Source organism: Rothia sp. P6271 (assembly GCF_048512995.1).
In the GTDB taxonomy this organism is placed as follows: Bacteria; Actinomycetota; Actinomycetes; order Actinomycetales; family Micrococcaceae; genus Rothia.
The window spans coordinates 164273-189635 of record NZ_JBLXXV010000002.1 but is presented as its reverse complement, the minus strand read 5'-3'; the positions used below and the strand labels follow the sequence as shown (position 1 = coordinate 189635).

22 protein-coding genes are annotated in these 25363 nt (G+C 46.7%); 2 read left to right on the top strand and 20 right to left on the bottom strand.

Going from position 1 to position 25363, the window contains the following annotated elements:
• Nucleotides 1–110: 110 nt before the first annotated feature.
• Together ACN08X_RS03220 and leuS are read right to left on the bottom strand one after the other, a co-directional pair.
• Nucleotides 111–1016: a DegV family protein gene (locus tag ACN08X_RS03220; protein ID WP_419106522.1), complete on the bottom strand. Its 906-nt coding sequence runs from the start codon at nt 1014–1016 to the stop codon at nt 111–113.
• A 77-nt stretch (nt 1017–1093) separates the two neighbouring features.
• A complete protein-coding gene (gene leuS / locus ACN08X_RS03215; protein WP_419101936.1) occupies nt 1094–3637 on the bottom strand; it encodes a leucine--tRNA ligase in 2544 nt (847 codons plus the stop codon).
• A 167-nt stretch (nt 3638–3804) separates the two neighbouring features.
• Here leuS and ACN08X_RS03210 point away from each other — a divergent pair, with 167 nt between their 5' ends.
• Nucleotides 3805–4713, top strand: coding sequence for an alpha/beta fold hydrolase (locus ACN08X_RS03210; RefSeq protein WP_419107869.1), 909 nt, complete (start codon nt 3805–3807; stop codon nt 4711–4713).
• Nucleotides 4710–5813: a glycosyltransferase family 4 protein gene (locus ACN08X_RS03205; protein ID WP_419101682.1), complete on the top strand. Its 1104-nt coding sequence runs from the start codon at nt 4710–4712 to the stop codon at nt 5811–5813. Before ACN08X_RS03210 ends, ACN08X_RS03205 begins: the two co-directional genes overlap by 4 nt.
• A gap of 3 nt (nt 5814–5816) precedes the next feature.
• On the opposite strand, the gene ACN08X_RS03200 is transcribed toward ACN08X_RS03205, so the two are convergent.
• The 18 genes from ACN08X_RS03200 to aroC all read right to left on the bottom strand — a co-directional run bounded on the left by ACN08X_RS03200 (nt 5817) and on the right by aroC (nt 25314).
• On the bottom strand, nt 5817–7907 hold the full coding sequence (locus tag ACN08X_RS03200) for a primosomal protein N' (protein ID WP_419107868.1): 2091 nt from the start codon (nt 7905–7907) through the stop codon (nt 5817–5819).
• A gap of 14 nt (nt 7908–7921) precedes the next feature.
• Nucleotides 7922–9124, bottom strand: coding sequence for a methionine adenosyltransferase (gene metK, locus ACN08X_RS03195; protein ID WP_419101680.1), 1203 nt, complete (start codon nt 9122–9124; stop codon nt 7922–7924).
• Nucleotides 9125–9164: 40 nt separating this feature from the next.
• On the bottom strand, nt 9165–10403 hold the full coding sequence (gene coaBC / locus ACN08X_RS03190) for a bifunctional phosphopantothenoylcysteine decarboxylase/phosphopantothenate--cysteine ligase CoaBC (RefSeq protein WP_419107867.1): 1239 nt from the start codon (nt 10401–10403) through the stop codon (nt 9165–9167).
• A gap of 31 nt (nt 10404–10434) precedes the next feature.
• Nucleotides 10435–10827, bottom strand: a complete 393-nt coding sequence (gene rpoZ / locus ACN08X_RS03185; RefSeq protein ID WP_419107866.1) for a DNA-directed RNA polymerase subunit omega — start codon at nt 10825–10827, stop codon at nt 10435–10437.
• 163 nt (nt 10828–10990) lie between these two features.
• Nucleotides 10991–11569: a guanylate kinase gene (gene gmk, locus ACN08X_RS03180; protein ID WP_419101677.1), complete on the bottom strand. Its 579-nt coding sequence runs from the start codon at nt 11567–11569 to the stop codon at nt 10991–10993.
• Nucleotides 11570–11581: 12 nt separating this feature from the next.
• Nucleotides 11582–11896 (bottom strand): integration host factor, actinobacterial type, encoded by a 315-nt coding sequence (gene mihF, locus ACN08X_RS03175; protein ID WP_419101676.1) that lies wholly within the window; start codon nt 11894–11896, stop codon nt 11582–11584.
• A 222-nt stretch (nt 11897–12118) separates the two neighbouring features.
• Complete coding sequence (gene pyrF, locus ACN08X_RS03170) at nt 12119–12982, bottom strand: orotidine-5'-phosphate decarboxylase (protein WP_419106526.1); 864 nt, start codon at nt 12980–12982, stop codon at nt 12119–12121.
• On the bottom strand, nt 12975–16307 hold the full coding sequence (gene carB, locus ACN08X_RS03165) for a carbamoyl-phosphate synthase large subunit (RefSeq protein WP_419101674.1): 3333 nt from the start codon (nt 16305–16307) through the stop codon (nt 12975–12977). The genes pyrF and carB overlap by 8 nt, the downstream gene beginning before the upstream one ends.
• 26 nt (nt 16308–16333) lie before the next feature.
• Entirely contained in the window at nt 16334–17494 is a 1161-nt protein-coding gene (carA, locus tag ACN08X_RS03160; RefSeq protein ID WP_419101673.1) for a glutamine-hydrolyzing carbamoyl-phosphate synthase small subunit, read from the bottom strand.
• A 43-nt stretch (nt 17495–17537) separates the two neighbouring features.
• Nucleotides 17538–18068 (bottom strand): hypothetical protein, encoded by a 531-nt coding sequence (locus ACN08X_RS03155; protein WP_419107865.1) that lies wholly within the window; start codon nt 18066–18068, stop codon nt 17538–17540.
• A gap of 3 nt (nt 18069–18071) precedes the next feature.
• Nucleotides 18072–19397, bottom strand: coding sequence for a dihydroorotase (locus tag ACN08X_RS03150; RefSeq protein ID WP_419107864.1), 1326 nt, complete (start codon nt 19395–19397; stop codon nt 18072–18074).
• A gap of 9 nt (nt 19398–19406) precedes the next feature.
• On the bottom strand, nt 19407–20408 hold the full coding sequence (locus tag ACN08X_RS03145; protein ID WP_419107863.1) for an aspartate carbamoyltransferase catalytic subunit: 1002 nt from the start codon (nt 20406–20408) through the stop codon (nt 19407–19409).
• Nucleotides 20409–20414: 6 nt separating this feature from the next.
• Nucleotides 20415–20990: a bifunctional pyr operon transcriptional regulator/uracil phosphoribosyltransferase PyrR gene (gene pyrR, locus ACN08X_RS03140; RefSeq protein WP_419107862.1), complete on the bottom strand. Its 576-nt coding sequence runs from the start codon at nt 20988–20990 to the stop codon at nt 20415–20417.
• Nucleotides 20991–21207: 217 nt separating this feature from the next.
• On the bottom strand, nt 21208–21618 hold the full coding sequence (gene nusB, locus ACN08X_RS03135; protein ID WP_419101668.1) for a transcription antitermination factor NusB: 411 nt from the start codon (nt 21616–21618) through the stop codon (nt 21208–21210).
• A gap of 20 nt (nt 21619–21638) precedes the next feature.
• Entirely contained in the window at nt 21639–22202 is a 564-nt protein-coding gene (gene efp, locus ACN08X_RS03130; protein WP_419101667.1) for an elongation factor P, read from the bottom strand.
• A gap of 167 nt (nt 22203–22369) precedes the next feature.
• Complete coding sequence (aroB, locus tag ACN08X_RS03125; RefSeq protein WP_419101666.1) at nt 22370–23473, bottom strand: 3-dehydroquinate synthase; 1104 nt, start codon at nt 23471–23473, stop codon at nt 22370–22372.
• Nucleotides 23470–24093 carry a shikimate kinase gene (locus ACN08X_RS03120; RefSeq protein ID WP_419107861.1) on the bottom strand — a complete coding sequence of 208 codons (624 nt, stop codon included), beginning with the start codon at nt 24091–24093 and terminating at the stop codon, nt 23470–23472. The genes aroB and ACN08X_RS03120 overlap by 4 nt, the downstream gene beginning before the upstream one ends.
• Before the next feature lie 6 nt (nt 24094–24099).
• Nucleotides 24100–25314, bottom strand: coding sequence for a chorismate synthase (aroC, locus tag ACN08X_RS03115; RefSeq protein WP_419101664.1), 1215 nt, complete (start codon nt 25312–25314; stop codon nt 24100–24102).
• Nucleotides 25315–25363 lie beyond the last annotated feature (49 nt).

The window sequence follows — 25363 nt, the reverse complement described above, 5'->3', positions numbered from 1 at the left end:
AGAACTGAGTTTAAAAAATCACACATCAGACCGCTGACTTGATAGAAAAATGTGGATAACACTCCAGAAATATCTATCTATTCACAATATCTGGTGCACCAATATCGTCACTAATACACTACAACCGCCACAGCACCTAACCCCGCATGAGCAGCAAGAACCGTAGGCAACGGAACAAAAAAATCTGGATCAATATGATAAGAAGAAGCCCAACGCCGAGCTTCCAACTCCTGAGCACAATAATGAACGGCAACAATACTTCCTGTCGGAACAGGTGTAGCCACATGTTCAAGCTGATAGTTCTCCACCTTTTTACAAGCAGCACGTTCACACACGACCTCTGCTAAAAGAGCTTGCGCTCGCTCCAAAGACCGAGGGCGATGAAGATACATCAACCTGCCCTCACGAATGCTCCCAACCGGACGAACCTGCAACATCTGTCCCACTCTCGCAAGCGCTGGATGAACTCTCCCACTACGGCATAAAGCATCAAGAGTTGGAACATAGAAAAAGATATCCGTATTTTCAAGCATTTCCACTGCTACTTGAGATAGTTCAGAAGCACTAAAACCTTGAGAAACCATCGTGTGCAGATACGAGACAACATGGCCTAATGCCATGCCCACAGTTTGCGAGTCGATGACGTACACAGGGATTGGGCTATGTGTAGCAGCCGTACACGCAAAAGAATACGCACTTGAAAGATGACGAGACAGATGCAAAGAGATAATAGCCTCATAACCTTGGTACGCAAAAGCCTCATAAACACGTCGAAAACGTTCTGGGGAGGGAGCTGAGGTATGCACTTTTTGCCCTAAAACATGAGCAAGAACTACGGCTTCTTGTTCCTGCACAGAATGTTTATCTGACGGTGCAAACCTCTCAGAAACTCGCTGATCATCAATAAAGACATCTAAGGGAACCATTGCAAAACCGCCATAGCCCATGAGATGACGAAGGGTACGTTCATCTAAAGCCGATGACGAATCTGTCACAATAGCAATACGACGGACCATACTCCTTGTGCCTCCCTAGAACTTAAAACGTATGTGGGTGTGAAAGTTATACTTTCACACCCACATAGGTCACTCTACTAAGCGGTAACGATATTGACGAGCTTAGGTGCTCGAACAATCACCTTAACAACCTGAGAATCACCGATAAGACGTTGAATCGTCTCCGAGTTCAAAGCCATCTGTTGTAGTTCTTCTTCACTAATTTGTGGAGAGACCTCAAAACGCTCTTTGACTTTACCCTTAATCTGGACGATAGCAGTCACCATCTCATCAGCAAGTAATGACTCATCGACCTGTGGCCAACCGGCAGTCAGTACGGGAGCATCATGACCTAAAATATGCCACATATCTTCTGCCGTATATGGTGCATACAAAGAAAGCAAAATAGCAATAGTTTCAGCTGCTTCACGAACTGCAGGATCAGCCGGACCTACGCCGGAGTCAATGACCTTACGGGTCGCGTTCACTAATTCCATGGTCTTTGCAACCATGACGTTGAATCTACCGCTCTCGATATTCTCGGTAGCATCACGAACCGTGCGGTGTACGAAGTACCGTAAATCTTTATCTCCGCTCTGATAATCAATACCAGGGTCTGAAGTAACATCCGCGGCAATACGCCATGCACGAGCCAAAAACTTCTGTGCACCACCGGGAGAGACATCCGCCCAGTCAATATCATCTTCTGGTGGAGAAGCAAAAATCATGGTTGTACGAACAGCATCGACACCGAATGTATCGAGCTGTTCACCAAGGTTTACACCATTGCCCAAAGACTTAGACATGGCTTTACCTTGGTTGAGAACCTGTCCCTGATTCATCAAAGAGGCAAAAGGCTCATCAAAATCAATCATGCCCAAATCGCGAATGACCTTGGTGAAGAAACGTGCATACAGTAGATGCAAAATTGCGTGCTCTACACCGCCGATATACATATCAACCGAGCCCCACTGCTGGACGTCTTCCTTATTAAAAGGTGCTTTATCTTCATCCGGTGAGAGGTAACGTAGGAAATACCACGAAGAATCCACAAAGGTGTCCATCGTATCAGAATCACGTTTAGCGCTCTTGCCACATTGTGGGCAGTCTACAGTATTCCACTGCTCGGCTGCCGCTAGAGGAGACTGACCTTTAGGTGCAAGTTCATCACCCTTGAGGTCTTCTGGCAAACGAACAGGAAGCTGATCCTCTGGAACAAGAACTTCCCCACAGTCATCACAATGAATAATAGGAATAGGAGTGCCCCAGAAACGCTGACGAGATAGCAACCAGTCACGTAGACGGTAAATGACTTTACCCTCGCCCGTTCCAGCAGCCTCAATCATCTCGATAGCCTTCTTGATAGCTTCGGCCTTATCAAGCCCAGTAAGCTCGCCAGAATTGATAAGTTTTCCGTCGCCGGTGGTAGCGACACCTGAAGTAGCTGGGTCTTCTTCTCCCGTGTCCACCACCGTTACGATGGGAAGGTCAAAGGCCTTCGCAAATTCAAGGTCACGTTGATCATGAGCCGGAACAGCCATAATTGCGCCGGTTCCATAATCTGCAAGAACATAATCGGAAGCCCAAATAGGAAGTTTCTTTCCCGTCAACGGGTTAACTGCGTATCGTCCCGTGAAGATACCAGTCTTCTTGCGCTCTGTAGACTGACGATCAATATCAGAAAGAGCTTTAATCTGTTCACGGTATTCTTCTAGAGCTTCTTGCTGGTCTTCTGCAATGATTTCTAGAGCAAGCTCAGAATCTGCAGCAACGACGAAGAAGGTCGCACCGTATAGAGTATCTGGGCGAGTGCTGAAAACATTAATGGAGGTTTGATCTTTCCCTCCGCCTGCTTCAATATCAAAACGAATTTCTGCGCCTTCAGAGCGACCAATCCAGTTCTTCTGCATGGCCAAAACACGATCTGGCCAATGGCCTCTGATTTGTTCCATATCGTCCAGAAGCTCTTGAGCATAATCAGTAATCTTGAAATACCACTGATTCAGAGACTTCTTGGTGACCTCAGATTTACAACGTTCGCATGCGCCATCAATGACCTGCTCGTTTGCGAGAACAGTCTGGTCCTTAGGGCACCAATTCACCTGTGAGAACTTACGATAGGCAAGTCCTTTACGGTAAAACTGTTGGAAAAGCCATTGCGTCCAACGATAATATTCGGGGTCTGACGTGTGGATACGTCGGCTCCAATCCACCATAATACCGTAGCGTTTAAAAGACTCAGCCTGAGTCTCAATATTCTTATACGTCCACTCACGAGGGTGGGTATTGTTCTTGATAGCAGCGTTCTCTGCTGGCAGACCAAAAGAATCCCAACCAATAGGGTGAAAAACTTCAAAGCCCTGCTGTTTCCAATAGCGAGAAGTAACATCGCCAACAGCAAAAGCTTCTGCGTGACCCATATGAAGGTCGCCAGAAGGATAAGGGAACATATCGAGGACGTACCGTTTTTCTCGGTCTTCATCACCCGTTAGGTTAAAAATCTTAGTTTCTTCCCAATAGGGCTGCCATTTTTGCTCAATAGCGCGGAAGTCATACGACTTTTCCGTGTTTTTAGTAGCTTTCACCTCAGCTGACACAGCGATTTCCTTTGGTTGTTGAACGTCGGTACGATGAGCTTCAATGTGCTGTGTGTTATGCACATGCGACAAAACTTTAAATGCTCTTAGATTATCTTTAGTCTATCGTGAAAACACCTTATAGATGACCAGCCCATCAGTTATTGTTGCCATAGTCTTAAAGGTACAAGAATTTTTAAGAGCACACTGGACAGAAAGCGATGTAGTATCTCATGGGCGTCACCGAACAAAATATTTTTGAAGTTCCTCCCGACTCCTACCCCCATGGGACACCTCAAAACCTCACGATTAATGGAATATCTACTTGGTACTGGGAATACGGAAATCCCAAAGGAGAGCCCTTACTTCTCATCCATGGTTTTAGAGGTGACCACCACGGATTAGAGCTCATCGGTTCGTCTTTATCTGAATACCGTGTCATCATCCCCGATTTACCAGGATTCGGAAAAACAGAAGCCTTCCCCTCTGGCCAACACAACATTGATGCTTACGGACAATGGTTACATGCTCTGATGCTCTCTCTGAGCCATCAACAACGTTCTATTTATCTCATCGGGCACAGCTTCGGATCCATTATCTGTAGCTACACCGCATCTACATACCCACAACAGGTCAAAAAGCTATCTCTTATTAACCCGATTAGCCAATGCCCGCTTAAAAGTTCTGCTCAAGCGCTAACCTTAGCCGTTCAGGGGTACTACTGGTTAGGTTCCCGCCTTCCCTCATTCTTAGGGGTGCCTTTACTCCGTTCAACAATCATCACCCGCATCATGAGCGAAATCATGATGAAAACAAAAACGCCACAACTACGATCTTTTATCAATACTCAGCATCACCTATATTTTGGTTCCTTTGCCAGCGCCCAAAGTGTCTATGAGGCCTATAAAATCTCAACACAGCACACTGCCGCAGAATATATTGGTCATGTACCTGTACCAGTACACATGATTGTTGCAGAAAAAGATGATTTGGGTACACTCGAAACACAACACCTCATGTACCAGAAGATACGTCAAGGAAAAATCGATATTATCCCTGAGGTCGGTCACCTAATTCATTACGAGACACCTCGATACGCTGCACAACTCATTCGGAGTTTTATCATGGAAGAGAACGCATGAGACTCATTATTGACGCCCGTTACACCCGATACGGTTTTCACGACGGCATCAGCCGCTATACTGCGTCGTTACTTGAAGCTCTCAAAAAACTTCACGATGAACAGCACCCTCTATGCGCTAACCTCGAGATCATCATGGCAATTAGCGATAGAAGACAGCTTAAAATGCTCCCTGATTTGGACTATATTCTCGTATCATCTCCGACAAGTATTCGCGAACCGTTTATTGCACGAACCTTAAACCGATACCATCCAGATGTAGTTTTTTCTCCCATGCAAACTATCGGGAGCTGGGGTAGAAAATTCAGTTTGATACTCACCCTGCATGACCTCATCTACTATGAGCACCCAACTCCCCCCAGTTTTTTGCCTCGTCCTATCCAATGGGGCTGGAAACTCTTTCACCGTTCTTATACGCCACAACGTTTGCTCCTCAACCGTGCCGACGCCGTGGTAACAGTTTCACAGACAAGTGCTCAACTAATTCGGCAGCACCAACTCACACAAAAACCATTACACATCATTCCTAATGCTGCCGCCACAGACAGCATTGTGAGCGAAGAACAAGCACAAGAACGTATCGCTCACCGCCAAAAGACTCTCCTCTATATGGGATCTTTTATGGAATATAAAAATGTTGAAACCCTCATGATAGCGATGAAAGACCTACCGGAGTATCGACTATTATTACTCTCCCGTATTAACGAACGCCGTCAGCAAGAACTACAAAAATATGCTGCTGACAACATCGAGTTTTGTCACGGAGTGAGCGATGAAGAATACCAGCGTCTCCTCGCTCAAAGCACCGCATTACTCACAGCATCCCGAGCCGAAGGATATGGGTTACCTGTCGTTGAAGCTCAAGCTCAAGGATGCCCCGTCGTCATCAGTGACATCGAAATATTCCATGAAATTGCCCCTCATGGGTTGCACTGTAACCCAGAAAAACCGCAAGAATTTGTTCAAGCTATTAGAGCTTTAGAAGATACTCAGTATTATCAGCAAGTAGTTCACGATGGACTCTGCGATGCACAACGTTTCTCCTGGGAAAAATCAGCACTAAAGCTACTTACGGTTTGCAACCAGCATCATAAGAGCTAACGGCTAGAAAATATCAAGGCCATCGCAACGAATCTGCACAGGCTCACACTGACGTATAGATTGCGAAGCACGTGACGTGCGCAGATGATGAGTCACTTCTGGTGCAATACTAAAGTTAAAGAAAAGAATAGTTCGATACTGATGTGATTCTTGATCTTCTTCCGCCCAATAAAGACTATGATCGTGCACCTCTAAGGGTCCGCGAACAATGACCTCTTCTGGCAAAGACAACGAGGAGACAAAAGACTCTACCGCCTGTTCACTGCCAGTAATAGCTGCAGTACGAACCGCCGGAGGTAAAGAGAGCTCCTGTCGTTCTGAAAGCTCTCGAAGGGCAAAAGCTGGCGAATCCCAACGAACCAAAGACTCTAAAGCCCTCGATTGAGAAGCCGTACAAATAACGGTTCCGCCTTCAGCTGCAGAACGAACTAAAGCTGAAGCATTGAACCAAGAACGTAAAGCAATTTCTGGCGCACGCAGAGAATCCCGACGTAACATCGAATCTGCGTCAAGCAATAAAGCGGCACTATAACCGCCCTCTGCTACAGGTTCTGCCCCAGAAGTTGCAATCACCAGTGCGGCAGAAGAACCTACTGAAGTTCGGATGTGTTCTCCGCCTGAAGAAATAATGGGAACCCCCGGAAACGCTCTTCCTAATTCTTCTGCCGTACGTAAAACACCTTTAGCGTTGCTTCGCCATGTATGAGAACCACACTCAGAGCAACTCCATTGTTGAATAAGACGTCCGCACCACGTGCAATTTGGGATAGCACCAGAAGCAGTTACGGAGACGCTTCCATGACACTCAGGGCATCGAACTGGCATTCTGCAACGCTGACATGACAACGACGGGATATACCCAGAACGTGCGACTTGAACTAAGACTGGCCCCTTCTGTAACGCTGCGCGAGCTGTCTCAAAGGCAAGATGAGGAATACGAGCCTTAGCTGCTAAAGAATCACGTGCTAACTGGTAGTCGTCTCCTACTGGTACAACTCGTGGAGCATAAGCACGCACAATCTCACGGTGAGCACCCAAAAAACTAGCCCAACGTGTACGAACTAATCGAGCCGACTCACTGCTCAGACAATAGCTGGCAAAAAGAGCTGCACATTGTTCTTGAACAGCTCTTAACGTAAGAACATCACGCACATGACAATACGGAGCTCGCTGTTCTATATGGTTAGCATCACCATCGTCCCAGCACACAACTAACCCAAGACGATGAACAGGAGCATATGCTGCTGAACGTGTACCAATTACTAACGAGACTTCACCCGAGCGTACCTTAAGGAAAGAACGATAGCGCTCTGATGGCTTATCATGTGCCGTCAGACGAACAAAACTGTCTGCATCTACGTATTCTAAAAGCGCATCGCTCAGACGTTCTAAAGATTTCTTATCCGGAACAACAGCTAAGGCGCCTTGACCAGATGCAATAGTACTTACTAAAGCAACAGCAAGAATATCTTCCCACGCTGCTGAAGCAGTAGGAAGAGTATTCATAACGGCTCGGGCAGGTACAGCAGAGCTAACGTCTTCAAGGAATTCTAATCCCCCGTCATATGGTTCAAAAAGAGCAGTATTTAGCTCCTTTTTAAGGTGGATAGGGGGTGTCGTTCGATGAAAGAACTCTGGTGACTGGTTAAGAAATTTCTCTTCCACCCCAACCACTCGTGTTGGAATTGCTAAACGTAAAACATGAGGAAGAACATTTGCGTAACGGTCTGCAAGAGTATCAGCTAACTGAAAAATTTCTGGAGATACTAAAGAAACAGGCGAAATAACCTGATCAATGTACCGCATATTGCCATCATAATCAGTGCTATCTTGACGAGATTCGATATAACCCATCAAGTTTTGACCATTGAACTGAACTTTGACTTTCACTCCTGGTTGAGCAGTCTCAGCCAATGATTCAGGAACTAAATAATCAAAAGCTCGGTCAAGATGCGGGACGTCCGTTTCTAATATCACTCGAGCAACAGGGAATTGCTGGGCAAGAGGATTCTCTTGACCCATCATATCGGTGATATTGAGGGTCCCTGCAAACAAATCTGTTTGCAGGGACCCTGCAGAAGAAACGTTCGTCATAGAACCTAGTATATTTAGAGATTCGCTGCGGCGCGTAATTCTTCTACGCGATTTGTTCTCTCCCACGTAAAAGTTTCTTCTTCACGGCCAAAATGACCATGAGCAGCTGTTTTTGCGTAAATGGGGCGACGAAGCTCCAAATCACGGATAATAGCTAGAGGTCGTAAATCAAAGACTTCACGAATGGCTTGTTCAATCACCACAGGATTTACTTTTTCTGTTCCAAAAGTCTCAACATATAGACCAACGGGAGAAGCCTTACCAATGGCGTAAGCAACCTGAACTTCTGCACGATCTGCAAGACCAGCAGCAACAACGTTCTTTGCAACCCAACGCATTGCATAAGCGGCAGAACGATCAACTTTTGAAGGGTCTTTCCCGGAGAATGCCCCTCCACCGTGGCGAGCAAACCCGCCATATGTGTCAACAATGATTTTTCGTCCGGTAAGTCCCGCGTCGCCAACTGGGCCGCCCTGAACGAACTGTCCGGCAGGGTTGATAATAATTTTGGCCTGAGAACTATCAAAATCTAAATCTTGCAGTACCGGAGAAATAACATGTTGACGAATGTCAGCTTCAAGTTCACCTAAATCATAGTCTTTGGTGTGTTGGGTTGAAACAACAACGGTATCTACCGAAACAGGGGTGTTGCCATCATAACCGAGTGTAACTTGAGTTTTTCCGTCTGGTCGTAACCGATCAAGAGTCCCGTTTTTACGTACAGCCGTAAGCTGTTCAGAAAGTCGGTGAGCAACCCAGATAGGAGCAGGCATGAGTACTTCAGTCTCATTTGAGGCATACCCAAACATGATGCCTTGATCCCCTGCACCTTGACGGTCTAGCTCATCTTCAGAACCGGTACGTGTTTCCAGAGAATGATAAACACCAGCATTGATATCAGGAGACTGTTCACCAATAGATACCGACACACCGCAGAACTCACCATCAAAACCGTGGGTAGAAGAGTTATATCCAATATCAAGGATGGTCTTACGCACGATAGAGGGAATATCGACGTACCCCGTGGTTGTGACCTCACCGGCAACATGCACTTGACCGGTGGTTACCATGGTTTCAACAGCCACGTTTGCGTGAGGGTCTTCGGTGAGAAGAGCATCAAGAATAGCGTCTGAAATCTGGTCACAAATTTTATCGGGGTGACCTTCAGTAACAGACTCGCTGGTAAATAAACGAAGATGAGAAGGATGAGAATTCACGTATTTACTCTACTTAGTTAGACGGGATAAAAGGGAAATATTAATTTTTATGCACATGTTGCGCTATATGGAGTAATAAGGCTTGAGCAACATCTTCTTTTGAGCCAGTGACCTCAACAGCGGTAGCTAAATCTTGTGAAAGTAGCGTCACTGAATTGGTGTCGGCACCAAAACCGAGTGTTTCTCCGACCTGATTAACTGCAAGATAATCGCAGCCTTTTCGTTTCAGTTTTTCGCGGCCGAGCTCTAGCACAGTTTTTTCTTGGCTGCCGGTTTCAGCAGCAAAACCAACAATAATTTTTGGTGCTTTCGGATCAGATTGTTCTTTCCGCTGAACCATCTCACGTAGAATATCAGGGTTTCGAACAAGTTCTATCGTGGGAGCTTCTTGAGCGTCATCTGTTTTCTTGATTTTATATTCGGCATAATGTGCTGGACGGAAATCAGCAACTGCAGCAGCCATGATGAGAGCATAGGCGCCCTCACTATACTGATGAACAGCTTGTCGTAATTCTTCTGTTGTTGAAACGTCAACGTACTTTACGGTAGAGGGAACTGGCACTTGTAGATGGGCGCCGATAAGAGTAACTTTTGCACCCAAAGCGTGAGCTACGTGGGCCAATGCTACGCCTTGTTTTCCAGAGGAACGGTTTCCTAAGAACCGTACAGGGTCTAAAGGCTCTCGAGTTCCTCCGGCTGTGATAACAATATGTTTTCCTTCAAAAGGGCGAGAATCGGTGTCGACTTGAGCGTTTTGTTTTAGGATGTTGAGAGCTTCCTCAAAGATATCCTCAGGTTCGGGCATTCTACCAATACCTGAGTCTTTTCCTGTGAGACGTCCAACTGCTGGCTCAATAACGTGGTAACCGTATTCTTGAAGTTTTCGAACATTGTGCACGGTTGCAGGATGTTCCCACATTTGAGTGTGCATTGCAGGGGCGAGAATCACTGGCGCGTGAGTAGTAAGCACCGTTGCGCTAAGAAGATCATCTGCTCGACCAGAAGCTAACCGTGAGAGAAGGTCGGCCGTAGCCGGGGCGATGATAATGCCGTCAGCTTCCTCTGCCTGCTTAACATGGTTTACTTCAGGTACTCGCTCAAAAACAGAAGTTGCCACAGGATTACCGCTGAGAGCTTCAAAGGTAGCCTTACCCACAAAGTTCAGAGCAGTTTCTGTGGGCATAGCGATAACCTCATGCCCAGCTTTTGAAAAGAGACGAAGGAGGGACGTGGCTTTATAAGCCGCGATTCCTCCTCCGATACCAATAACTATACGCATAGTGCGTTCTTCTCAGCAGAAACCGAAAGCCTTATTCGGAGTCTTCGGCGTCTACGTATTCTACGATAGGTGCTGCCTCAGAATATTCTTCAGTGTAAAAACCACCGGTCAAGAAAGCTGAGGGAGCTTCCTCAGGAATGAAATCGCCGTTTTCGTCAAACGTTCCTTCGCTGACATGGCGGGCTTCAATGAGACCTTCATTAATTTCACGCATCGCAACAGAAAGTGACTTTTCGTTTGGTTCGCTGTCTACGAGAGGACCAACATGATCGAAAAGATTTTCGTGCATCTGAGAGTAGTATGCGTTAATCTGGCGGGCACGACGAGCGCCAAAAATCACCAGACCATACTTAGACTCTGCTTTTTCAAGTAGCTCATCTGCGCTAGGGTTGATGATTCCTTCTTCATTGTGTGCGTTAGCCACGAATACTCCCATAAGATTGACAACCAGCAAGCTTCATCGAAACGAACTTGCCTAAGACAAAAAATAAGTATATCTAAAAGCCTGATAAAAAGCACTCTAGGATAAAAAATATTATGAGGGATGAGAATACTCGTACTGAATATTCTCATCCCTCATAGAAGTTTTATGCTGAGGTTTTCGTCAGACCCATAAGCTCAATGATTTCTTGAGCAGCTTGTTCAACAGTATCGTTAATCACTGTGTGATCAAACTCTGGTTCAGCAGCCAACTCAACTTTTGCCGTATCTAGACGTTGTTGCTGTTCCTCGGCAGATTCAGTGCCGCGGCTTACCAGGCGGCGAACGAGTTCTTCCCAGCTAGGTGGAGCGAGAAAAATCAGTCGAGCTTCTGGCATGCTATTACGTACCTGACGGGCGCCTTGTAAATCAATTTCTAGCAGGACGTTCTTCCCTGACTCAAGAGCGCGAGTAACCATATTCTTCATGGTTCCATAACGATATTTATTATGAACCTGCGCCCACTCAAGCATCTGGCGATTTTCTACCATTGAGTCGAATTCCTCATCGGATACGAAATAGTAGTGTATGCCTTCTTCCTCGCCAGGTCGAGGGTCTCGTGTGGTGGCTGAAACTGAGAACCATACATCTGGATAATTCTCACGAATATACTGCGAGACAGTGCCCTTACCTACTGCGGTAGGGCCCGCTAGAACAGTGAGTCGAGGTGTAGTGTTCTCAGTCATTGAAAACCGCCTTTAGCGTTCGAGGAAATCGATTAATGCGCGTCGCTGGTGTACACCTAATCCGCGTAAACGGCGGGACGGCGCAATATTAAGTTCTTTAAGAATTGCGTTAGCGCGAATCTCACCAATGCTTGGAAGAGCCATCAGCAAATCTGTCACTTTTAGTCTACTCACAGCTTCTTCGCTATCGGCTCGTTTGAGCACTTCTGCGATAGTTGTCTCACGTTTTTTGAGAGATTCTTTAACCTCAGCGCGAATGGTGCGAGAAACTTTAGCTTTTTCGCGAGCTGCTGCGCGTTCTTCTTCGGTGAGTGGGCGGAGTGCCATACTAATTCCCCTTAGTGTAACTATTGTGGCGTGTTATGTTTGCGAACCTGTCTTTAGTGGTTTGTTCAGCACATGACGCGAATATGCATCATGTGCTGAACAAACCACCTCTGACGTGTATTAATCTAACACTTTAGGGGACGTTATCAGATATTTCTACTAGATGATGCTTAGATTAAGTCAGATTATTTAGACCAATCACTCCTAATAAACGACGAATTATTATATTCTGTCATTTAAGTTATTTTTGAGATTTTCTTGCGAACTTTCAATCGCATCGATAAGTCCCTCAAGAGACGGACCCCGAGACAAAACTCCGCGACTAGAATTGACCAAAACTTGTGATGGGCAACCAGAAAAAACCTCATATAATTGTTCAGCCGTAGCGCCTTGCGCCCCATAGCCCGGAGCTAAAATTGGGCCATTGAATCCCGACAAATCAATTGAAAGTAATTTCAAAGCATCAGCTACAGTGGCTCCCACCACCAGACCGCAAGACCCCATCCGTTGCCACGACTGCCTAGCATTTCGCTCCTGAGCAGAACGAATCACCTCCGCAGCAACAGAACAATCTCCCCCACGATGTTGAACACTCTTACCCTCAGGATTAGACGTTAACGCCAATACAAAAACACCGCGCCCCTGAGCCTCAGAAAGCTCCAAAGCAGGAGCTAAACTCCCAAACCCAAGATAAGGGCTAAGCGTGAGCGCATCACTTGCAAGAGGTGAAGAATCATCCAACCACGTGTGAGCATAAGCGCTCATCGTAGAACCAATATCCCCACGTTTGGCGTCCGATATCACCAAAAGACCCAGACTCTGCGCATACTGGACACAACGCTCCAAAGCGAGGAAACCAGCAGAACCGTAACTCTCAAAAAAAGCAACCTGTGGCTTGACCGCAGCGACCTTCCCCGCACATGCTTCAAGAACCAACCGCGCAAAACGTTCTACGCCATCGGCCGTTGCGGGAAGACCCCATTGTTGCAAAAGCTGAGGGTGAGGATCAATACCTACGCACAAGGGACCATACTGCTCCATTTTCTGAGCCAGTACATCACCAAAACCTACACGCGGATTACGCATCAACTACCTCCTCAGCCTCACCTGAACGACGGTTCTGCTCAGCCTTCAACGAAGCACTATGCTCTTGTAACGTCATAACATCCCAGCTATGCTCACGCATCGCTTGAATTGCTTGTACCGTTGCACCAAACTCCGAGACTGTTGTCATTACAGGGCAACCAACAGAAGTCGCTGCTGCACGAATCTCATACCCATCACCGCGCGCATTCTCACCGCCAGAAGGCGTATTAAGAATCAACGAAATCTCACCTTCAGTAATCATCTGAACGATAGACTTCTCATCAGCAGATGTCTCAGCAATTTTTGGAACAACCACAGAATCAACACCATTACGACGTAACACCTGTGCCGTACCACCAGTAGAAATAATTTCAAAGCCAAGACTTTGCAACATACGAACATAAATAATCGCGTGACGCTTATCCCTATTCGCAATAGAGACAAAAACTTTACCCTCCGTAGGTAGCGCCCCACCAGCAGCGCTCTCTGCCTTCGCAAAAGCCGTATCAAAATGGCGATGCAAACCCATCACCTCACCAGTAGAACGCATCTCAGGGCTTAACAACGAATCCACTACCACGCCCTCAGGAGTACGGAAACGACTAAATGGAAGCACCGCCTCTTTCACCGCGATAGCCGTATGAGACGGCAAAGAAGCTCCATCCATGGTAACCGGCAAAACACCTTCAGACTGTAGCTGAGCAATACTCTTACCCATACCAATTAACGCTGCTGCCTTAGCTAACTGAACGCCTGTAGCCTTTGACACGAAAGGAACCGTACGCGAAGCACGAGGATTAGCCTCAATCACATACAAAACATCAGACTGCACCGCAAACTGAATATTAATCAGTCCACGAACGTTGACGCCACGAGCAATCTTAAGCGTCGCTTCCTTCACCTGAGCAATAGTGTCAGGGCTCAAAGTAATTGGAGGCAAAGTACATGCTGAATCGCCAGAGTGAATACCAGCTTCTTCAATGTGCTCCATCACACCGCCAAGATAAAGCTGCTCACCATCGTATAAAGCATCCACATCAATTTCGATAGCGTCTTCAAGGAACTTATCAATCAGCGCAGGCTGTGAAGGCGAAACCTCCGTGGCGTTCTCAAGATAACGAGCCAATTGCTTAGGCTCATACACAATCTCCATACCACGACCGCCCAAAACATAGGAAGGACGAACCAGCACCGGATAACCAATCTCATCAGCGATACGACGAGCATTCTCAAAAGTAAAAGCGGTACCATTCTTTGGTGAAATCAGCTCAGCTTCTTCAAGAACTCGCGAGAATTCACCACGATCCTCTGCCAAATCAATAGCTTCTGGAGATGTTCCAAGAATTGGAACACCAGCTTCTTTCAACGCCTGAGCTAGTTTCAACGGAGTCTGCCCACCCAACTGGACAAAAACCCCAAGAAGACCTCCCGTACGACGCTCTGCATCAATAATTTCTAAAACATTCTCGAGCGTAAGAGGCTCAAAATACAGACGGGTTGAAATGTCATAATCAGTTGACACTGTCTCCGGATTACAGTTAACCATCACCGTCTCATATCCCGCTTCACGCAACACCAGCGAGGCATGAACACAAGAATAATCGAATTCGATACCCTGACCAATACGGTTCGGTCCAGAGCCTAAAATCATCACAGATGGTTTTTGGTGTGGTGCAATCTCGTCTTCCATATCGTAAGAAGAATAATGATACGGAGTAAAAGCCTCAAACTCCGCAGCACAAGTATCAACCGTTTTGAAGACCGGACGAATACCTAAGGCATAGCGGATACCTCGAACAATTTCCTCTGAGGAACCCACGATATGTGCAATCTGCGCATCAGAAAAACCATGTCTCTTCGCCAGACGTAGAGTCTGCTCATCAAGGTTTTTATGGTCACGAATCTGCTCTGCAACCTCATTCAAAAGAACAAGCTGGTCTAAGAACCAAGGATCAATACCCGTTATCTGATAGAGTTCATCCACGCCCACACCAATAGCCAAAGCCTGCCGAACATCATGAATTCGTTCTGCCGTCGGTGTAGCACAGCGACGGAGTAACTCTTCACGTTCAACACCAGTTATAGAGGAATCCTCAAAACTAAACTCCGCACCCTTCTGCTCCAAAGAACGCATAGCTTTCTGTAGAGCCTCCGTAAAGTTACGGCCTAACGCCATAGCCTCACCCACTGATTTCATGGTTGTTGTCAAAGTCGGGTCAGCTGCAGGGAACTTCTCAAATGCAAAACGCGGAACTTTAACAACAACATAATCTAATGTTGGTTCAAAAGACGCTGGAGTTTTTTGTGTAATATCATTGGGAATCTCATCTAAGGTGTACCCCAATGAAAGCTTTGTCGCAATCTTTGCAATAGGGAATCCTGTCGCTTTAGAAGCCAAAGCAGAAGAACGAGACACACGAGGGTTCATCTCAATGACGATAATACGTCCACTGTGAGGATCAACCGCGAACTGGATATTACATCCACCCGTATCAACACCAACCTCGCGAATAACGTTAATAGAAATATCACGAAGCTTTTGGAACTCACGGTCGGTAAGGGTCAACGCTGGGGCAACAGTAATGGAATCTCCAGTGTGTACGCCTACTGGGTCAAAGTTCTCGATAGAACAAATAACAACAACGTTATCGTTCTTATCTCGCATCATTTCTAACTCGTATTCTTTCCACCCAAGAATAGATTCTTCTAAAAGAACCTCACTCGTGGGGCTGTACTGAATACCAGCACCGGCAATACGGTACAAGTCTTCTTCGTTATAAGCCATACCCGAGCCTAAACCGCCCATCGTAAAGGAAGGGCGCACCACCATCGGATAACCTAGCTCTTCAGCTGCTGCCAAAGCTTCTGGCATGCTATGAACGATGACCGAACGAGCAGACTCACCACCAGCACGTTCTACGACACCCTTGAACTTCTCTCGGTCTTCACCAAGATTAATGGCTTCAATATTCGCACCAATCAGTTCTACCTGATACTTCGCTAAAACGCCTTGGCGGTCAAGGTCAATTGCGGCATTGAGGGCTGTCTGCCCGCCAAGAGTTGGCAAAATAGCGTCAGGACGTTCTTTTTCAATAATTTTTTCAATAACTTCTGCATTGATGGGTTCAATGTATGTTGCATCAGCAAACTCTGGGTCAGTCATAATCGTCGCAGGGTTTGAGTTCACAAGAATCACTCGGATTCCTTCTTCCTTGAGAACTCTAAGCGCCTGAGTGCCGGAATAATCGAACTCGGCTGCCTGCCCAATCACAATAGGGCCAGAACCGATAACGAGCACAGAGTTGAGGTCTTTTCTACGTGGCATTGTCTACAAAATCCTTTGTGAGTTTCCTAGTTCTGGTGTTGTTTCATCAAATCGATAAAGCGGTCAAAGAGATACGCCGCATCATGTGGTCCAGCCGCAGCCTCCGGATGATACTGCACTGAGAAGGCTGGAATATCTAAGCAACGTAATCCTTCAACAACACGGTCGTTGAGGCCGATATGAGAAACCTCAACACGACCAAATTCCTCACATGGAGCCAGCACCACCTCATCAAGAGGCGCGTCCACTGCAAAGCCATGATTTTGGGCTGTAATCTCTACTTTGCCTGTTGTCTTATCAAGAACCGGTTGGTTAATCCCACGATGCCCAAAAGGCAACTTATATGTACCAAAACCTAAGGCACGACCTAACAATTGGTTACCAAAGCAAATACCAAAGAACGGAATAGAAGAACGAAGAACCTGTTGTAGAAGTTCAACCTGCTGGTTGGCAGTAGCGGGGTCTCCTGGGCCATTTGAGAAGAACACGCCGTCAGGTTTGACCGCCTGAATATCCTCAAAACTTGATGCGGCAGGTAAAACATGAACACGAACACCACGACGTGCGAACTGTTCGGGAGTCATCGATTTAATACCTAAGTCAAGAGCTGCTAACACCCCTTGAATGGGGCCGTCCCACCCGAAGTCTTGTGGCTCAACGGTATACGCCTGTTCAGAAGAAACGCTTTCAGCAAGCTGTCGTCCCTGCATCGGCTCAGACTCTTGCACCATCGTCAACAGCTCAGATACCGGACGTTGTGCGTACTCCCCCGAAAAAATACCAGCACGCATTGCCCCAGCAGAACGTAAATGACGGGTGAGGGCACGAGTATCAATACCTTCAATGCCGACAATTCCCTGCGCTGAAAGGTAATCGTCAAGAGAACCTTCACTACGCCAATTTGAAGGACGTCGAGCAGCATCTCGTACAACGTATCCGGCAACCCAAACCTGACGCGATTCCGCATCCACAGCGTTAACACCAGTATTTCCAATATGAGGAGCAGTCTGCACCACAATTTGACCAGCGTAAGAAGGGTCAGTGAGAGTTTCTTGATAACCGGTCATACCGGTAGAAAAGACGGCCTCACCGAGAGTCTTCCCAACCGTTCCATACGCCTGTCCACGGTAAACATTGCCATCTTCTAATACGAGAAGAGCCGGTTGGTGATGAGTTAGATTAGACATCAACTAACTTCCTTATATAGTGTTTTGCGATAATTCGCATCAATCATTGAGGGCTAAGAGCTGGAAGAGAATCCTTCGCCTGAGGTGCTCTTAGAAGAATTTCTTTTTGAATACTTTCTTGTTCTTGCGGGTGCAATAGCCTAAACCCCGTATCGACAGCAGTGCTATTGAACATCCACGAGATGATGAGAAGACCATCTTTTTCCACAAACTTTCCGTTAATGCCTGACTCTTGGCGTACTGCAATAACATCGCGATAAGGAATCCATAGGTGTTGTGCACCTTCTCGGGATAAGACAAGTCCTTCATCAAAAATGAATAACTCAGCTCGGGATTTAACACCTAAAGTGTGCACTGCAACGCGGGCTAACCAATCCCCTAATAGCGTTGTAACAATATACGTCCCAGAAACAACCGCATCAGGCGGTAACTCATCATAGCGTTCTGGTACCGGCGCTAAAGGGCCTAGCTCACCTTGACGTCTTTTACGTGCCGACCAGCCACGCCACATCAAAAGGCAAGCTAAGACAACAACACCGATACATACGAGCGTGGGGAAAAAATATTTTGACATTGTTTAGAGGCTATTCCCCTCGGCCGGTTGCACACGAGGTGTTGCTAATGCTCCGTCCAAAACCGTAGGGTGACCGGCAAAGAAGGTTGCACGAACAGCGCCGGGCAGTTCTAAGCCTCTATACGGGTTATTTTTGCCCCGTGTTGCTTGCTCTGCCGGATTAATCACGCGTGTTGCTTGAGGATCGTAGAGCACAATATGCGCCGGTTCACCTACCGCGATAGGCCGCCCCTGCTCTACTGCGCGACCAATATGTGCCGGACGGAAACTCATAATTTCTGCAACACGTTCCCAGTCAATAAGACCAGTATCAACAAGCGTTTTCTGAACAATTGACAATGCTTGTTCTAAGCCCGTCATACCATTGGCAGCACAAGCCCATTCGCAATCTTTAGACTCTATTGGGTGTGGTGCATGATCTGTGCCAATAATATCAATCGTTCCATCTGCAACCGCCTGACGAAGAGCCATAACGTCTTCTTCGGTTCGCAAAGGAGGATTCACTTTATACACGGGGTCATAGCTCCGAACAAGTTCTTCTGTCAAAAGCAAATGATGAGGTGTCGCTTCAGCCGTCACCTGAACACCGCGAGATTTAGCCCAACGTACAATTTCTACTGCACCGCGTGTTGAAAGGTGACAGATATGAACACGAGAGTTCACGTGTTCAGCTAGAAGAACATCCCGCGCGATAATGGATTCTTCAGCTACAGCAGGCCATCCTGCTAAACCAAGTTCTGCTGAAACTTTGCCCTCATTCATTTGTGCGCCTTCAGTTAGTCGAGGCTCCTGAGCATGTTGGGCAATGACACCATCGAAAGTTTTGACATATTCTAATGCTCGACGCATCAGTGCAGGATCCCAAACGCACATCCCATCGTCTGAGAAAACTCGAACTTGTGCACGAGAATCTGCCATCGCGCCAATAGCGGAAAGACGCTCCCCTTGGAGCCCTATAGTTACAGCGCCAACAGGGTAAACCTGCGCCCAACCTGCTTTTTTACCAAGCTCATATACTTGTTCAACGACTCCTGCAGTATCGGCTACTGGTTGTGAATTTGCCATAGCAAAAACCGCTGTATAACCGCCTAAAGCTGCCGCTTGAGTTCCAGACTCAACCGTTTCAGAATCTTCTTGTCCAGGTTCTCTCAAATGGGTGTGCAAATCGACAAGACCAGGCAAAGCAATGAGACCTTGTGCCTTAATTATTTGAGCGTCATCAGCGGTTAAAGCTGTGCCTATCTGCACAATTTTTCCTGCGTCAATGAGGATATCTGCTGTATCTTGACCAAGAATAGAAACATTTTTAATGAGATATTTTTCTGTCATGTTCTCTCGCTATGGGTGAATCTGTGTGTTATTTGAAGAGTAAAGTTCGCTGCCGTCTTGGCCAGTCATTAGCATATAGAGCACCGCCATGCGCACAGAGACTCCGTTATTGACCTGGCGAAGAACCCACGATTGTGAAGAATCTGCTGCAAGAGAACTAATCTCAAGCCCGCGGTTCATTGGGCCCGGATGTAGAACGGCTGTCTGTTCTCCCGAACGTTCTAAAGCTTTGAAACGTTCAGGGGTAAGCCCCCATAATCGGGCGTATTCTTCAACGCTAGGGAAGAACGCAGCATTCATACGTTCTTTTTGAATACGAAGTAGCATTACCGCATCAACACCATGCGCTAAGGCCTGATCAAAGTTGTAGTACACCTGAACTGGCCAATGATCAATATCATGAGGTAAAAGAGTAGGCGGTGCTATAAAAATAACCTCTGCTCCTAATGTGTGTAGAAGCCAGAGGTTTGAACGAGCAACACGAGAGTGAAGGATATCGCCAACAATAGCGACACGCATTCCCTCAAGTGCAGCACCTCGAGTGGGGATACCTGATAGCTGATACTGAAACTGTCGAAGTGTCATCGCATCAAGAAGGGCTTGTGTTGGGTGAGCGTGTGTGCCGTCGCCAGCGTTGAGAACTGGTACATCTGTCCAACCTGCTTCCGCCAAACGCTGAGGTGCCCCTGATGCGCTATGACGAATCACAAACGCATCAGCATTAATTGCGGCTAATGTCTGAGCAGTGTCTTTAAGGGATTCACCTTTAGAGACAGAAGAACCTTTAGCAGCAAAATTAATGATGTCTGCGCCGAGACGTTTTTCGGCTGTTTCGAAAGAAAGCCGAGTGCGAGTAGAGTCCTCAAAAAAGAGGTTCACCACAGTACGTCCTTGTAAAACAGGAAATTTTTTCACCTCCTGACGACCAATTTCTGCCATATAATCGGCGGTATCGAGAATACTAATCGCCTCTTCGCGAGTTAATTCTTTGGTGTCTAATAAATGACGCATGGTTTCTTATTCTCCGCTGTTAGGGTGCAAAATCTCAACACGGTCGGTGCAACCATCAATTTCTTCGAGATACACACGAACGACTTCTTCAGACGAGGTTGGTAAATTTTTGCCAACATGATCTGCACGAATAGGTAGCTCACGGTGTCCCCTATCCACCAGAACAGCTAGACGCACACATGCCGGACGCCCGTAGTCTTTGAGAGCGTCTAGACCTGCTCGAATAGTTCTACCGGAGTATAAGACGTCGTCAACTAGGACAAGATTCTTTCCATCAATACCAGATTCGGGTAGGACCGTCGGTAAAGGAGTCTTCTCAGGTTTTGAATTGAGATCATCTCGGTATTTTGTAATATCTAATTGACCGAGGCATAGCTGAGGATTAAAAGACGAATCAGTGCGCGCAATCTTTTCTGCTAAGCGTTGCGCTAATGGTGCGCCCTTGCGCTGAATCCCCACAAGGACAAGATTTTCTGCACCACGATTTCCTTCAAGGATTTCGTGAGCAATACGTGTCAAGGCACGGTTAATATCGGCTTCGTTAAGAATGGTACGACCCATCACTGGGTAGAATTCACTCATCTGCCGGCCTCCTTCCCCGCCTCACGGGACGGACTTAAAGGTTGCTTGCTTTATGGAGCAATCTATCATGTTTTATCTTGGCAAAGCTGCAAGAAGAGATGTTTTGAGAAAAGTTTTTGAGAAAAACGATGAAGTTATCCGGTAAATCAGCACGTCACCACGCATAAAACGGTGGGGTGGCCACATAGTGTAGCCACCCCACCGTTGAAAGATACTTTTATGCAAGAAGCGTAGGTTTAACTTGACGCAACCGCTCCAAAAGACCATTGATGAATTTAGGTGAATCGTTAGTCGAAAGCACCCGAGCCAGTCCCGTTGCTTCTGAAATAGCAACAAGATCTGGAACCTCATCATTATAGATAAGTTCCCATGCGCCGATACGCAAAAGAATACGATCTACGCTAGGCATACGGTCCATGGTCCAGTCCTGAGAGTACGTTTCGATATACTCACGAATCTCTTCGTCATGTTCTTGTACACCGCGCACAATCTGCTCAGAGTACGTAGAAATCTGCGCGGAAGTATGTAAACGACGACGAGTCAATACGTCTAGAATCTCATCATCTCGTTGCTCAGCTTCAAAAAGAACTTCAACTGCTCTCAATCGAGCTTTAGTTCGTGAATTCACGTATTTTATGCCCTGTTCTTCTAGTCGTTTACACGACCAAGATACTCACCAGTACGAGTATCAACCTTAACTTTAGTACCAGTCTCTAAGAAGAGTGGAACCTGAATCTGAGCACCAGTCTCAACTGTTGCAGGTTTCGTTCCACCTGTAGAACGGTCACCTTGAAGGCCCGGCTCAGTGTACGTAATCTCAAGAACAACAGATGCAGGAAGCTCAATGTATAGTGGCTCACCCTCATGCATCGCGATAGTAGCAACCTGAGACTCAAGAAGATAATTTGCTGCGTCACCAACAACAACCTGAGGAACGTTAATCTGATCGTAAGTTTTTACGTCCATGAAAACGTAATCATCACCGTCTTGATAGAGATACTGATAATCAGAACGATCAACAGTAGCAGTATCGACCTTTGCGCCAGCGTTAAACGTACGATCGACAACTTTGCCGGAGGTTACATTACGCAACTTGGTACGAACGAACGCTCCACCTTTTCCTGGCTTGACGTGCTGGAATTCGATAACCGACCAGAGGTTACCATCAATCTTGAGTACAACGCCGTTCTTAATGTCAGCGGTAGTAGCCAACCGACTCTCCTTCAAATATATGGGAATTATCAATAATCAAACGATTCTTAGCCATTGTAACGCTTCAACGAGATAAAGACAGCTGTATTGGACGAAGAAACATAAAATAGATGCTCCCCTGTGCCAGAACACACAGCCTTCATCATATAGATGAGGGTCCATAAAGCCTACGAGGTAGAAGAAATCTCTTGATACGTCGCAAACAATAATGAATCGTCAGGAACCTCATAAATACGAGGTGAACCATACCCCTCAAGAAGGACGAAACGAAGCAAATTTCCGCGCGCCTTTTTGTCACGACGCATCGACTCAATCAGCTGTTGCCAACGGTCCCCACGATAACTCACCGGAAGACCCACCGACTGACAAATGCGACGAGTACGCTCTACCACTGACTCATCAACATACCCTGCAGCCAAAGATAACTCAGCAGCAAAAACCATGCCTACCGCAACTGCCGCACCATGACGCCACTGATAACGTTCAACCCGCTCAATAGCATGCCCAAAAGTATGCCCATAATTCAGGAATTCTCGAAGACCAGACTCCTTTAAATCCTCAGAAACAATACGAGCTTTGACACGAATAGAACGTTCAATAAGATCACGAATCACTACAGACTGAGAATCCCGTAAAGCATCAGGATTGCCTTCAACAATATCGAGAATCTCAGGATCAGCAATAAACCCACATTTAATGACCTCTGCTAAACCCGTCAATAATTCGTGAACGGGCAAAGTCCGTAACGTTCCTAACTCGCATAAAACAGCTGCCGGAGGATAGAACGTACCGACCAGATTTTTTCCCTCAGCCGTGTTAATAGCTGTTTTTCCCCCGATGGCAGCATCTACCATACCTAATAAAGTCGTAGGGATATGAACAACCTTCACACCACGCAACCAAGTGGAGGCCACAAAACCTGCCACATCGCTGACTGCTCCGCCACCAATAGAGATAATTGCATCAGAACGAGTAAAATCATTCTTCCCTAGCACCTGCCAGCAGAAACCTGCTACTTGAAGATGTTTTCCCTCTTCTGCATCAGGAATCTCCGCACTAAAAGAGTCGTAACCAGCTGAACGTAAATCTTCCATGACCAGTTCACCGGTAGAACGCAAAGCCCTCGGATAAATCATCAACACACGACGAGTTTGAGCACCTAGAATAGTAGGAAGCTGGGATAAAAGGTGATGTCCTACAAAAACATCATAGTTTTCTTGCGGGCTATCTCCCGTCACCGAAATAACGGTTGGTTCCATATTATTGCTCATGCTGTTGCTCCCCCACGAGTACATAAAATAAATTGTTGGACTTCTGCAGCAATCTCTGAAGCAGGACGAGACCCCCGAACATCTAACGTATAGCTTGCTAACTGCTCATAACGTTCTTTACGTAATTGAAAAATCTCATTCCACCGCTGGATAGGATCCCCCTGTAAAAGAGGTCGTGTCTTATTCCCTAAGATTCGTGGGCGAACAGTGTCAGCATCGACTTTCAGATAAATGACACATTCATTTTTGAGTTTCTGTGCAACCTGATCACTCATTGGAGCGCCCCCGCCTAACGAAAAAATACTATTGCGATATTGCGGAGACTCAAGAACCTGAAAAATTGTTTCACTCTCAACTTTACGAAAATATTCTTCACCCAAAGTGTCAAATATCTCTGGTATTGAACCATATTGTTCCGTAATTAGCTGATCGGCATCCAAAAACTGATACCCATAAAAACGGGCGCAATGCATCCCTATATAAGACTTGCCAGCAGCCATCGGTCCAATAAAAACCACCGGACGACGACGATCTAAGAACTCTTCTTGAACTTCACGTACATGCTGAGGATCTGGCGATGAAATACTTACACGTTCTCGAGGAAGATGCTGAGATGACATGAGCGTCTAGCTATCCCAACCAGCAACATTAGACTCCCAGCTCAAAGACTCCGGAATAGCAGCAAGATAAGCATCCATATTCCGTCGAGTCTCAGGAACAGAGTCCCCACCAAATTTCTCTAAAGCAGCTTCAGCAAGAACTAGCGCAACCATCGCCTCCGCAACAACACCAGCGGCGGGTACCGCACATACATCTGAGCGTTGATGATGAGCTTTGGCCACTTCACCAGTAGAAGTATCAATAGTTTTCAAAGCCTTAGGCACGGTGGCAATTGGCTTCATTGCAGCACGAACTCGCAGAAGATCTCCGATGCTCATGCCCCCTTCAATACCTCCGGCACGATTCGAATCACGAGTAACACCATGAGTGTTCACACTTATCTCGTCATGTGCTCGAGTTCCTGGACGAGAAGCAGTTAAGAACCCATCTCCCACTTCAACACCCTTAATGGCTTGAATACCCATTAACGCTGCAGCAAGACGCGCATCAAGACGACGATCCCAATGAACATAAGAACCAAGCCCTGGAGGAAGACCATACGCAAGCACCTCAACGACACCGCCAAGAGTCTCACCATCTTTATGAGCGGTATCGACGGCCTGAACCATTGCCACAGAAGTGGCTGAATCAAAGCAACGTAATGGGTCAGCGTCAAGTGTCGCGACATCAGATGGACGCGGACGAGGTGCTTCCTCCGGAGTGCACACATCAGCAATTGCCGTCGTATGGCTTACGAGCTGTATGCCTAAAGCTTTAAGAAGCTGAGAAGCAACAACACCAAGAGCAACACGTGTTGCGGTTTCACGTGCAGAAGCCCTTTCTAAAACAGGGCGTGCTTCGTCAAAATGATATTTCTGCATCCCCGTAAAATCGGCATGCCCAGGTCGAGGGCGAGTCAACGGTGCGTTGCGGGCACGCCCTTCAAGTACCTCAGGATTTACGGGGTCAGCGCTCATGACATCAACCCATTTGGGCCATTCTGTATTCGCAATTTCTAAGGCAACAGGACCACCCAGTGTTTTACCATGACGGACACCGCCTAAAATGCGAACCTGATCCTCTTCAAACTTCATACGTGCCCCACGCCCATAACCTAGACGACGTCGAGCTAAAGCATCACGTACCATCTGCGAGGTAAGTTCTACACCTGCGGGCACGCCCTCAATAATACCGACAAGAGCTTCACCGTGAGATTCACCGGCTGTGAGCCAACGCAACATGCTCTGACTTCCTTTACATATGTAGTGTGATAACCAAAAGTTCTTCTCT